This window comes from Kitasatospora albolonga (assembly GCF_039535905.1).
In the GTDB taxonomy this organism is placed as follows: Bacteria; Actinomycetota; Actinomycetes; order Streptomycetales; family Streptomycetaceae; genus Kitasatospora; species Kitasatospora albolonga.
In genome coordinates, this window is record NZ_BAAAYB010000068.1 from 1 (window position 1) to 11,308 (window position 11,308).

Consider the following 11,308-nt stretch of genomic DNA (forward strand, 5'->3'; position numbering starts at 1 on the left):
GTCGTCGCCCACGACCACGTCCAGGAAGTCACCGCCGAGCAGCGCCATGGCGGTGCCCGGCAGGTAGCGGCTGGTCACCCGCACGGTGGAGGTGCCGAGGATCGGCGGCGGCAGCAGGCCGCGCTCCAGCCGGGCGTTCTCCTCCGCCCGCAGCCGGACGGTCCGGGCCTCCATCGCGGCCCGTTCGGTCCGGCTGCGGTAGACCGCGTAGCGCAGGGTGCGGCGCAGCAGTTCGGGGTCGACCTTGCCCTTGACCAGGTAGTCCTGGGCGCCGGCGGCCATCGCCTCGGTGCCGGCCCTGGCCTCGGCCAGGCCGGTGAGCACGATCACCGCGTGCTCGGGGGCGAGCTCGCGCACGGCGGTGGTGCCGGCCGCGTCGGGCAGGTGCAGGTCCAGCAGGACGCAGTCGATCCGACGGACCGTCAGGACCTGCTTGGCGTCGGCCAGCGTGGTGCTGACGGTGAGTTCGTGGGGCAGGCCGGTGTCCAGCAGCAGCTCCTCGACCAGGAGCGCGTCGGCCTCGTCGTCCTCGATCAGCAGGACCCGGTAGACCGGCTGCTCCTCGGCCGCTGCGGGGCGGGCGGTGGCGGCGGAGGTCACCGGGCCTCCTGACCGGCGGCCAGGGTGAAGGCGATCCGGGTGCCGTCGCGGTGCTCCGGGTCGACGGCGATGGTGCCGCCGTGGAACTCGACGATCTTGCGGCACATCGCCAGGCCGATGCCGCTGCCGCCGTAGGCGTCCTTGGTGTGCAGCCGCTGGAAGATCACGAACACCTGCTCGGCGAACTCGGGGGGCGATGCCGATGCCGTCGTCGGTGACGGCGAACTGCCAGAGCCCGTCCTCCCCGGGCCGGGCCGAGACGTGGACCGTCGGACGCCCGCCGGGGCGGCGGAACTTCACCGCGTTGGCGATCAGGTTCTGCCAGAGCATCCCCATCTGGGTGGGGTCGGCCACCACGGTGGGCAGCGGGTCGTGGGTGATCCGGGCGCCGGCCTCCTCGACGGAGATGCTCAGGGCGTCCAGGGTCCGCTCCAGGGTCTGCTCCAGGTCGACCTCCTGGTGGCTCTGGTGCACCCGGCCGACCCGGGAGAACTCCAGCAGGTCGTTGATCAGCGCCTGCATCCGGTTGGCCCCGTCGACCGCGAAGCCGATGTACTGGTCGGCCTTGGCGTCGAGTTGGCCGCCGTACCGGCGCTGGAGCAGCTGGGTGAAGCTGGAGACCTTGCGCAGCGGCTCCTGGAGGTCGTGCGAGGCGACGTAGGCGAACTGCTCCAGCTCGGCGTTGGAGCGCTGCAGGTCGGCCGCCTGCTCGTCCAGGCGCTGCCGGGCCTCCTCCGCGAAGTCCAGCTCCCGCACCAGGCGCAGGCGCATCGAGTCGATCTCCGCGCCGAGCCGCCGCAGGTCGGCCGGGCCGGTGGCGGTGATGGCGTGCCCGAAGTCGCCGCCGGCGACCCGCCGGGCGTCCGCGCCGAGCCGCTCCAGAGGGCGGGTGACGCCCCGGCGCAACCCCTCGAAGGCCAGCACGGTGAGCACCAGCACGACCGCGCCGATCGCCGCGAACAGCCAGTTGCGCACCCGCATGGTGGACAGCAGGTCCGCGCGCGCCCGCGCCCGGTCGGCACTCAGGTGCTCCTGCTGGCGGCGCAGTCCGTCCCGGACGGCGTCGAAGGCGGCCTTGCCGGCGGCGGCCGACTCGGCTGCCCGGGGGGTCGGCGCGCCGGGCGGGAGCGCGGCGACCGGGTCGGCCGTCTCCTGCTGCCACCGGGCGACCGCGTCCTGAAGGGCCGTCAGGTCGGCGAGCCCGGTGGCGTTGCCGCGCAGCAGCTCGGCCAGCCGCGCGGTGTGGGTCCGCTGGTCCGCCAGGCCCTGCTGGTAGGGCGTCAGGAACACGGGGTTCCCGGTGAGGCCGTAGCCGCGGATGCCGGTCTCCTGGTTGAGCAGGGCGGACTCCAGGCGGAACGAGGTCGACATCGCCGGGGACCGCACGTCCACCAGCTCGGTGCTGAGCACCTGGGTCCGGTCAAGCACCCAGGACCCGGAGACGCCCAGCACCGCCAGCACCGCCAGGGCGAGCGCGGCGCCGCTCCGCAGCCACCGCCGGGTGGTCCAGGCGGCCGACGGCCGGGAGGACGGGGGCCTTCGGTCCTCGGACATGGTTTGAGCACCTCCAGTAGCGGCCATCCGGGGGAGGTGGCCCGCGCATACTGTAGGGCCATCATGACAACGCTTGTTGTCGCGGGTCGGGGAGGCGGCCTAGAGTGGCGCCATGCCTGGCAAGAACTTCCTGCTCCGGGCCACCACGGAGGAGACCGCGGCGATCGCGGAGGCCGCGGTGGACCGGCTGGCGCGCCGCCTCGCGCTCCAACTGCTGGCGGACTCCCCGGCGGCCGGGACCGCGGCGCCCGCGCTGGGCCTGCTGCACGTCCTGGAGCAGGTCCAACGGGCCGCCGAACGGCTGCAGGGCGGGGCCGCCGCCACCGCCGTCCGGGCTGGGGCCGGCTACCCGCAGCTCGGCTCGGCCTGCGGCCTCACCCGCCAGGGCGCCCGGCGGCGCTGGCCGGGCATCCACGACCGATCCGCCGAAGCACCCACGGAGACCTTGATGATGACCAGTCCCGCCCGCGCCTTCGACGTCCTGCTGGTCGAGGACGACGCGGCCGACGCCCTGCTCATCGAGGAGGCGCTGGCCGAGCGCGGTGCCCGCAACCTGGTCCAGGTCACCGACGGGATCGCCGCGCTGGAGCACCTGCGCGCGCCGGGGGCGGTCCGCCCCGACCTGATCGTGCTGGACCTCAACATGCCGCGGATGAACGGCCGGGACCTGCTGCGGGTGCTGAAGACCGACGAGGAGCTGCGGACCATCCCGGTGGTGGTGCTCACCACCTCCTCCGCGCCGGACGACGTCGCGGACGCCTACAGCAGCCACGCCAACGCGTACGTCACCAAGCCGGTGAACCTGGACGAGTTCGAGCGGGCGGTGCAGAGCATCGACGCCTTCTACCTCGACACCGCCACCCGCCCGCCCCGCGACTGACGGACGGTCAGGACCCGATGGCACCGGATCTCCGGGCACCGACAGGACGCGAGGGCGTGGGCATGGCGTGGAGCGGGCACCTGCACCGGCTGTGGAGCCTGGCCACCTCGGCGACGGACGTCACCGCGCTGACCGCGGAGCTGTTCCGCGCGCTGGCCGCCGAGCCCGGCGTCCTGGTGGTGGCCGGGGCCCGGTGGGGCGCGGACCAGCGGGTGCGCTACCTGCGGCTGCTGCTGCCCGGTGAGGCCGAGCCGCGCTGGGAGTACCCGGACCCCGCGCTCCACCCGTCGGACGGCCGCCGCCCCGCCGACGGCTGGCAGGTGCGCCGGCTGGACCCGGCGGACCCGGCCGGGTCGCACCGGCCCGAGGCGGCGGCGCTGCGGGCGAGCGGGGCACCGCTGGCGGTGGAGGCGCTCTTCCCGTTGAACGAGGGCGGCTGGGGCACGGTGGTGCTGGGGGTCACGGACGAGGACGCCGCCGCGCGGGGGGCCGCCTGCCTGGCCCAGGCCAGGGACGTGGCGGCCTGCTGCGAGCAGCGGATCGCCGAGCAGCGCGGCCGCGAGGAGCGGCTGGCCCGGGACGCCATCCTGGCCGAGGCCTCGCTGCAGATGGGGTCCTCGCTGGAGATCGGCGAGACCCTCCAGCGGGTGGCCCGGATCGCGGTGCCGGCGGTGGCCGACGGCTGCCTGGTCCACCTGCTCCGGGACGGGGAGCCGACGCCCGTCGCCCAGGTGCACGTCAGCGCCCGCCGGCAGGCGGAGCTGACGGCGGTCGATCCGGCCGACCCGTGGATGACCGGCGTGCTCACCCGGGCAGGCCGCGCCCCGCGCGGCCTGCGGCTCGGCCCGGCCGACCTGGCGGGCGGCCCGTTCGGCCCGGCCGCCGCCGCGGGCGCTGTGCGGGCGGTGACGGTCGATCCGCTCCGGGCCCATGGCCGGACCCTGGGCACCGTCACCTTCCTCTACAGCCGGGACCGGGTCCCCCAGGAGGAGTTCCGCGCCGACCTGGCCACCCGGGCCGCGCTGGCGATCGACAACGCCGCCCGCTACGAGCAGCGCCGGCAGGACGTGCTCTCGCTCCAACGCCACCTGCTGCCCGCCCGGCTGCCGGAGGTGCCGGGCCTGGAGTTCGCCGCGGCCCACCGGGTCGGCGACGCGATGCTGGAGGTCGGCGGCGACTTCTACGACGTGGTGACCGGCCCGGACGGGCAGGTGTCGCTGCTGGTCGGCGACGTCTGCGGCCGCGGGGCGCCGGCCGCCGCGCTGACCGGCCTGGCCCGGCACACCCTGCGCACGGTGCTGGAGGACGGCACCGGTGCGGGCCCGGCCCTGAGCCGGCTCAACCGCGCCCTGCACTCGGCCGCCACCTCACGGTTCGTCACCGCGCTGGCCTGCGTGCTGCGGTGGCACGGGGACGGGCTGGTGGTGCGCGCCGCCAACGCCGGGCACCCGCCGCCGCTGGTGCTGCGGGCCGACGGCAGGGTCGAGGAGGTGCCGGCCCGCGGCCTGCTGCTCGGGGTGGTGGAGGACGTCACGTACGAGGAGTGCACCGTCCGGCTCGGCGGGGGCGACCGGCTGGTGATGTTCACCGACGGCCTGACCGAGGCCCGGGACGCGGACGGCGTCTTCTTCGAGGCGCACCTGCGCGGCCGGCTGACCGAGCTGCGCGACCGGTCGGTGGCCGAACTGGCCGAACGGCTCACCCGGGAGGCGACCGAGTTCACCGCTGCGGGGACGGACGACACGGCGGTGCTGGTGGCCGGCCTGCCGGCCGCCGGCCCGCGTCGCGGCGGCCGGAGGAACACCAGGAACGACCCGGCATCCGGAGGAGCACGATGAAGGACCCGGCACTCGTCCTGGTGGTCGAGGACTCCGAGGAGGACACCGAGGCGATCATGCGCGCCCTCGGCCGCTCGCACCCGCTGCTGCGGCTGGAGTTCCTGGCCCGCAGCGAGGCCGCCCTCCCCCGGCTGCTCGATCCCGGCCGCCCGGCGCCCGACCTGGTGCTGCTGGACCTCAACATGCCGGGGCGCGGCGGGCACGGCGTCCTGGCGGACATCCGGGCCCGGCCCGAGCTGCGGGAGGTGAAGGTGGTGGTGTTCACCTCCTCCACGGCACCGGCGGAGGTGGACGCCTGCTACGCGGCCGGGGCCGACAGCTACGTCTACAAGCCGGTCAACTTCGAGCTGTTCCAGACCGTGCTGCGGGGAGCGGTCGACTACTGGCTGGGCGAGGGGGCGGGCTGACCGGCTGACGGGTCGTCGGTCCGGCCGGCCAGGGTGAACCAGACCTCGGTGCCCCGGCCCGGGGCGCTGTCCAGCCAGAGCAGGCCGCCGTGCCGCTCGACGATGCGCTTGACCACCGCCAGGCCGACGCCCGATCCGCCGCCGCGCTCGTCCCGGTGGTGCAGCCGGCGGAACAGCTCGAACACCTCCTGCTGCTGGTCGGCCGGGATCCCGATCCCGTTGTCCCGGACCACCACCGCCCGCACCGGCCCGCCACCTCCCGGCGGCACCCGCTCGCCGACCCCGACCTCGACCGTGCGGCGCTCCACCTCGCCCGGGTCGGCCGCGTACTTGGCCGCGTTGACCAGCAGGTTGACCAGCACCTCGTGCAGCCGGTCGCGGTCGGCCACCACCTCGGGCAGGGCCGCCGGGCGCTCCACGGTGACCAGCTGCTCGGCGAGCCTCGGCCCGGCCACCTCCAGCGCCTCGTCCAGGGCGGTGTCCAGCGACACCGGGGCGAGCCGCAGGCCCGCCCGGCCGAGCCGGGCGAAGTGCAGCAGCGAGTTCAGCAGGTCGTCCATCCTGGTGGCCAGTCGCTGGACGGTGCGCAGCCGGCGGCGCGAGGTGCCGTCCAGGCCGTCGCCGGCGTCCTCGGCCATGAAGGCCGCCGCGTTGGCGATGCCGCGCAGCGGCTCCTTCAGGTCGTGCGCGGCGGCGTGCGCGAAGGAGTCCAGGTCCTCGTTGTAGCGGGCGAGTTCGGCGTTCAGCCGGGCGAGCTCGGTGGTGTGCCGGAGCATCCGGGCGGTGACCGTGCGGCCGAGCTCGCGGGCCGCCAGCAGGTCGGCGGTTCCCCAGGGCTCGCTGCGGCCGCGCACGGTGGCCTCGAAGACGGCGGAGGAGCCGCGCGGGGTGAGCCGTTCGCCCCGGCTGCCGACCCGCACCGGGTGCCGGGGGTCGGCGGCCCAGCGCCGGGTGACGGTCCGTTCGCCCCGGTGCCAGAGCAGGAAGTCGCCCTCCTCGGAGAGCGGGGTGAGCAGCGCCCCGCTGGGCGGGAGCGGCCGGTCGGGGTCGGGGCGGCCGTCCTCGCCGTACAGCTCCTCCCACAGCCGGTCGGTGGCCCAGACCCCGGAACGCCCCTGGCCGCCGGCCCGTTCCGCGCGGTCGGCGAGGTCGGTCAGCAGCGGGCCGGGGAGTCCGTCGGCGTCGCCGACCGCCACTCCCTCCCGGTGGAGCACCACGCCCTGGGCGCCGACGAGTTCGCACAGCGCCCCGCGTTCGGCCAGGACGAAGACGGCCAGGTCCGGCGAGAGCCGCTCGCAGGCGCGGTCCACCGCGGCGCGGGCCGCCTCGGCGGCCTCGGACTGCTCGCGCTCGGCGATCGCCGCGAGTTGCAGCGAGAAGGCGATGCCGAAGAACTCGCAGGCGGCGCGGAGTTCGGGCGACAGCCGGTTCGGCCGGTCGCCGTGACAGGCGATCAGGCCCCAGAGCCGGCCCTCGAAGAGGATCGACACCGACATCGAGGAGCGCACCCCGATGTTGCGCAGGTACTCCAGGTGGAAGCCGGAGACGGTGCGCAGGACCGACCCGGACAGGTCCAACGGCCGTCCGGTGGACGGGCGCAGCGGTGGCTCCAGCCCGACCGTCGGGTCCTCGACGTCGGCGATCACCCGGATCCAGTTCTCCCGGTAGAGGCGGCGGGCCTGCGGCGGGATGTCGGTGGCGGGGAACCACAGGCCGAGCCACGGGTCGCGGCCCGCCGCGGCGTCCTCCGCCAGCACCTCGCCCGGGCCGTCCTCGCCGTCGAAGCGGTAGGCGACCACCCGGTCGAAGCCGGTCAGCGCACGCACCTCGCGCACCGCGGCCTCGCAGCACTCCAGGACGGTGCGGGACTTCTGCAGGCGCTTGAGGGCCTGTCGCACGCCCCGGTAGAAACCGTCGAAGCGGAACTGCGGCTCGGTCCTCGGCTCGAACTCCAGCACCAGCAGCGGGCCGTCGCGGTGGACCGTCACGTCCACCGTCCGCCGCCCGCCCTCCCCCGCTCCCTCCAGCACCATCGGCAGCAGGGCCGCCGCGCCGCCCTCCTCCTCGGCGGCCTCCACGGCCTCGGCGTACTGCCGGGCACCGAGCAGCTCCTCCGCCGGGAGGCCGACCGGGGACCGGCCGGGCGCTCCGAGCAGCTCGCCCGCGTTGACGGCGGCGGTGTCCACCAGGCCGGTGGTGGTGTCGACCGCGAGCAGCGTCCCGTGGGACTGCACGCCGCCCAGCAGGTGGATCTCCTCACGGACGCAGGCGGACAGGTCGAAGTCGCCTCCGACCGCCTGCTCCGCCGCGACCTCGCGCTCCGACAGCCAACCGTCGATCTCCACCGTGCACGCACCTCACCGCCACCGACCGGCCGTGCACCGGTACCTGACGCATCCTCGCAGGTTGCGGACCGTCGGGCGGACCCTACCGGTCCGGAGGGCTGAAGTCGGCGGTGACGGTCTTGCCGTCGGTCTGGAGGCGGGTGTGCCAGGCGTCCGCGAGGGCCGCCACGATCCCGATGCCGCGGCCGCCGGTGGCGGTGGCGTCGGGGCTGCGGGGCACCGGCGGGACCGGGGAGGCGTCGTGGACGCTCACCTCCAGGCGGCGGCCGTCCCAGGTCAGCACCAGGGAGGCGTCGCTGCCCGCGTGGCGGTGCGCGTTGGTGAGCAGCTCGGAGACGGCCAGCAGGACGGCGTCCGCCGTCTCGGGCTCGTGCGCGCTCCAGCCGAGCGTGTCGAGGTGGTGCCGGGTCCACCGCCGCCCCGCCCGCACCCCGCCGCTGACCGGGAAGGACCGGGCCCAGCCCGTCGCCCGCATCGCCTGATCACCCATCACACCCGGCCTCCGTCCTGGTCCTCGACGGTCACCGCCTACCCCGTGGCGCCGGGATCACCACAGCAACCTGGCCAGGCAGCCGTCCACGTCCAGGTGGAGCGCCTCCTCGCCCGGCGGGACGAGCTCGTACGAGTCCTCCAGGAAGTGCTTGACCTGCTCGCCCGGCACGCTCAGCACAGCGACGCCCTCCCCGCCGCGCAGCTCGATCAGCACCGAGCCGCCGGGGCCGGACGCGACCAGGACGTCGCCCAGGCCGGCCGGCGTCCGGCGGCCCTGGTCCAGCAGCTCGCGGGCGAAGCTCCAGCGCACCGGCGGTCCGTCGATCCGGTACGGCCCCGAGTCGGCCACCACCAGCTCGACCGCGTACGGGTCGGCCGAGTCGTAGACCAGACGGCCCGGCAGCAGCAGGTCCGGGTGCGCGCTGTCCGGCATCCGGATGCCCAGGCGGTGGGCGACGGTCCTGGCAGTGTCCAACACTCCCCCTCGTGACGAGTGGTCAGGCGGTGCGCCGGGACCGCTTCCCGACGTCGTGCGGACCGGCTGCCCCGCCGGCGGGATTCCACTCCGCTTCGGTCGCCGCATTCACTCCGACGGCCCCGCTCGCTCCGGAACCTCCGTGCATGGGTTCGACCGGAGCGGGCAGGCGGGCCCCCGACACCGACCTGGGAGGTCCTCATGGTTCCGCTTCTGCTCGTCCTGCTGCTCGCTCTGCTCCTGTTCGGCGCCGGCTTCGCCCTCAAGGCCCTGTGGTGGGTGGCGGTGATCGTCCTGGTGTTCTGGCTGGTCGGCTTCCTCGCCCGGAGCACCGGTGCCTCCGGCAGCCGCGGCCGTTGGTACCGCTGGTAGCACTACCGGACGCCGCGGGCGGGCCGGAGCGGACACCGCTCCGGCCCGCCCGGCTGTCTGACCGGGGCTCAGAGGTGGTGGACCGCACCGGTGGGGGTCGTCCAGAGCCAGTTGACGGGGGCGTGCTGCTTCTTCGCCGCGTTGCGGGCCTTGGCGAGACCGGCCAGGGCCTCGGTGACGCTCTCGCCGAGGGCGGTGAGGTCGCCGGGAACGGGGACGCGCAGCACGAAGTGCTGCTTGCGGTGGGCGAGCAGCAGCTCGCCGGTGGGGGTGGCGGTGAGCAGGGCGAAGTGGGCGAGGGCCTTGAACAGGGCCTCGGTGGTGCGGAGGGCGGCGCGCAGCGTGCCGTCGGCGGTCCAGGCGTAGAGGCCGTAGCGGTTGAGGTGGAAGGCGAGGCCGCGGTGCGGATCGGTGGTCACGTCGAACAGGTGGCCGGTGTAGGGGCTGTCCGCGTGGCGGTCCAGGCCGCCGAGGTGGCCGTGCACGGTGCCCTCGGCGTCCAGCAGGGCGAAGGCGAACCGCTGGCCCCGGCTCCCGGAGCGGTAGGTGCGGCCGTACACCGGGACGACGTAGAGCTCGTCGGAGAGCGGGGCGGGGCGGTGCAGGAAGGCCCGGTCCCAGTCGTAGGCGCTGCCGCCGACCAGCCCGGACACCAGTGTGCCGAGGGCGGGTGAGGGGCGGTTGTCACCGAGCACCGGCGCTCCCACGTGGCGGACGTGCGGGTGGGCGTCCTGCTCGGTCTGGCGGGCGGCGGAGGTCGACAGGGTGGCGAAGGCGTGCAGCACGGGCTTGTGGCCCGGGGCGAGCACCTCGCCGGGGTCGCTGACGGCGACCAGGTTGGGGATCGGGACCCCCCAGTTCTCCAGGCTGGTCTCGGAGACCAGGCAGAGCAGCCGGCCGCCCGGGGTGACGGCGACCGAGGCGGCGAAGGGGTCGTCCGGGCCGTTCTCCTCCTTGGTCCAGGAGTACGTCGACATCCGCCAACCGGCGAGCTCCCGGTCCAGGCCCGGGGCGAGCAGGTGGGTGTTGCCCGGGCGGGAGCTGAGCACCAGCGTGCCGTCCGGCAGGAGCGCGAGATTGGACTCGTTGCCCCAGCTGATGGTCGAGCGGGTGCCGCCGGGGACCTCGTAGGGGATGACGGCGGTGGCGGTGGCCGCGCCGTCCGGGGCGTGACGGGTGATCAGCTGGAGGACGAAGCCCCGCCCGCCGTCCTCCGTGCGCTGCCCGTCGCGCCGCCACAGGCCGCTCAGCACGTAGGTGTCCCCCGCCCCGGTGCCGACCGCGTGCCGGATCTCGTGGCCCCAGTCGTCGGTCGCGGGGTCGAGGCCGAGGGACTCGGCCAGGGAGGCGGGCACGGTGATCGGAAAGAGCGTCATGACCGCCATCCTGGACCACCGTTGTGACAGGCCCGCAGGCCGGGGCGGTCGCGGGCGCCGCCGTATGCTGGTGCGGTTCGGCGGCCCCGCGGGTCGCCAGGGGGAACGACACGGGGGGCGGGGCGGGCGGCATGGAGCTGCGGGACATCGAGATATTCCTGGTGCTGGCCGAGGAGTTGCACTTCGGCCGCACCGCGCAGCGGGCTGCTGGTCTCCCAGGCCCGGGTCAGCCAGGCGATCCGCAAGCAGGAACGCCGCATCGGGGCCGACCTGTTCGAGCGCACCAGCCGCACGGTGCGGCTCACCGAGGTGGGCCGCCAGCTGCGGGACGACCTCCAGCCGGTCTACGCGGGGCTGCAGGCCTCGCTGGAGCGGGCCCGCTCGGCCGCCCGCGGGGTCACCGGGAGGCTGCGGATCGGGATGATGCCGTTCAACGTCGTGGACCTGCACGTCTACTGGCGGGCCTTCCGCTCGCGGTACCCGCAGTGGGAGCTGGAGATCCGCCAGCTGACCTACGACGACATCTTCGGCCGGCTGCGCAACGGCGAGATGGACGTCCTGGTCACCTGGCTGCCGGTGGAGGAGCCGGACCTCACCGTCGCGGCCGGTGCTGTGCACGGACCCCCGGGTGCTCGCCGTGGCCCACGACCACGAGCTCGCCACGCGGGGCTCGGTGGGGCTGGAGGTGTTCGCGGACTTCCAGCACGCCATGCCGCCCGGGATGCCGGGCTACTACCAGGAGCGGTACCTGCCCTTCGAGACGGCCCGCGGCCGGACGATCGAGCGCAGGGGGACGGTGACCAACGCCGAGGACCTGATCAACCGGGTCGGCATGGGCGAGATCATCCACGGCTTCCCCAGCCACGTCACCCGGTACTGGGGCATGCCGAACATCCGCTGGATCGCCGCCCCCGACCTGCCCACCCTCGACTTCGCCCTGGTCTGGCGGAGCGAGGCGGAGAGCGAGCT

General features: G+C 75.0%; 10 protein-coding genes and 2 pseudogenes. 6 read left to right on the forward strand and 6 right to left on the reverse strand.

Annotated features, from left to right (window positions below):
* Both ABD946_RS17045 and ABD946_RS17050 read right to left on the reverse strand, forming a co-directional pair.
* The coding region (locus tag ABD946_RS17045) for a response regulator (RefSeq protein WP_345284441.1) at positions 1-705 on the reverse strand (705 nt) is incomplete at its 3' end.
* Positions 597-2,154: pseudogene (locus tag ABD946_RS17050) on the reverse strand (sensor histidine kinase). The pseudogene ABD946_RS17050 and the gene ABD946_RS17045, both read right to left, overlap by 109 nt.
* 112 nt (positions 2,155-2,266) lie before the next feature.
* Between ABD946_RS17050 and ABD946_RS17055 the strand changes: the two are divergent.
* From ABD946_RS17055 to ABD946_RS17065, 3 genes are all read left to right on the forward strand, one after another.
* A complete protein-coding gene (locus tag ABD946_RS17055) occupies positions 2,267-3,034 on the forward strand; it encodes a response regulator (protein WP_345284443.1) in 768 nt (255 codons plus the stop codon).
* A gap of 62 nt (positions 3,035-3,096) precedes the next feature.
* Positions 3,097-4,872: a PP2C family protein-serine/threonine phosphatase gene (locus ABD946_RS17060; RefSeq protein ID WP_345284459.1), complete on the forward strand. Its 1,776-nt coding sequence runs from the start codon at positions 3,097-3,099 to the stop codon at positions 4,870-4,872.
* On the forward strand, positions 4,869-5,279 hold the full coding sequence (locus ABD946_RS17065; protein WP_345284445.1) for a response regulator: 411 nt from the start codon (positions 4,869-4,871) through the stop codon (positions 5,277-5,279). The genes ABD946_RS17060 and ABD946_RS17065 overlap by 4 nt, the downstream gene beginning before the upstream one ends.
* On the opposite strand, the gene ABD946_RS17070 is transcribed toward ABD946_RS17065, so the two are convergent.
* The 3 genes from ABD946_RS17070 to ABD946_RS17080 form a co-directional block, all read right to left on the reverse strand.
* On the reverse strand, positions 5,252-7,624 hold the full coding sequence (locus tag ABD946_RS17070) for an ATP-binding protein (RefSeq protein WP_345284447.1): 2,373 nt from the start codon (positions 7,622-7,624) through the stop codon (positions 5,252-5,254). The genes ABD946_RS17065 and ABD946_RS17070 overlap by 28 nt on opposite strands.
* 82 nt (positions 7,625-7,706) lie before the next feature.
* Positions 7,707-8,114 carry an ATP-binding protein gene (locus ABD946_RS17075; protein WP_345284449.1) on the reverse strand — a complete coding sequence of 136 codons (408 nt, stop codon included), beginning with the start codon at positions 8,112-8,114 and terminating at the stop codon, positions 7,707-7,709.
* A 57-nt stretch (positions 8,115-8,171) separates the two neighbouring features.
* Positions 8,172-8,591: an SsgA family sporulation/cell division regulator gene (locus ABD946_RS17080; protein WP_345284451.1), complete on the reverse strand. Its 420-nt coding sequence runs from the start codon at positions 8,589-8,591 to the stop codon at positions 8,172-8,174.
* 201 nt (positions 8,592-8,792) lie between these two features.
* On the opposite strand from ABD946_RS17080, the gene ABD946_RS17085 reads away from it, so the two are divergent.
* Positions 8,793-8,963: a DUF5670 family protein gene (locus ABD946_RS17085; RefSeq protein ID WP_345284453.1), complete on the forward strand. Its 171-nt coding sequence runs from the start codon at positions 8,793-8,795 to the stop codon at positions 8,961-8,963.
* Between the two features lie 68 nt (positions 8,964-9,031).
* Here ABD946_RS17085 and ABD946_RS17090 read toward each other — a convergent pair whose 3' ends face one another.
* The gene (locus ABD946_RS17090) at positions 9,032-10,339 is read right to left on the reverse strand and encodes a hypothetical protein (RefSeq protein WP_345284455.1); all 1,308 of its coding nucleotides are present in this window, start codon (positions 10,337-10,339) and stop codon (positions 9,032-9,034) included.
* Positions 10,340-10,576: 237 nt separating this feature from the next.
* Between ABD946_RS17090 and ABD946_RS17095 the strand changes: the two are divergent.
* Together ABD946_RS17095 and ABD946_RS17100 are read left to right on the forward strand one after the other, a co-directional pair.
* A pseudogene (locus tag ABD946_RS17095) lies at positions 10,577-10,879 on the forward strand (LysR family transcriptional regulator); the annotation flags it as partial.
* Positions 10,880-10,946: 67 nt separating this feature from the next.
* On the forward strand, positions 10,947-11,308 hold a 362-nt coding region (locus tag ABD946_RS17100; protein WP_345284457.1), incomplete at its 3' end, for a LysR substrate-binding domain-containing protein.

Excerpts from the sequence above, each read along its gene's own strand:
- ABD946_RS17055 (WP_345284443.1), top strand. The coding sequence starts at position 2,267 with ATGCCTGGCAAGAACTTCCTGCTCCGGGCCACCACGGAGGAGACCGCG.
- ABD946_RS17060 (WP_345284459.1), top strand. The coding sequence starts at position 3,097 with ATGGCGTGGAGCGGGCACCTGCACCGGCTGTGGAGCCTGGCCACCTCG.
- ABD946_RS17065 (WP_345284445.1), top strand. The coding sequence starts at position 4,869 with ATGAAGGACCCGGCACTCGTCCTGGTGGTCGAGGACTCCGAGGAGGAC.
- ABD946_RS17075 (WP_345284449.1), bottom strand. The coding sequence starts at position 8,114 with ATGGGTGATCAGGCGATGCGGGCGACGGGCTGGGCCCGGTCCTTCCCG.
- ABD946_RS17085 (WP_345284453.1), top strand. The coding sequence starts at position 8,793 with ATGGTTCCGCTTCTGCTCGTCCTGCTGCTCGCTCTGCTCCTGTTCGGC.
- ABD946_RS17090 (WP_345284455.1), bottom strand. The coding sequence starts at position 10,339 with ATGACGCTCTTTCCGATCACCGTGCCCGCCTCCCTGGCCGAGTCCCTC.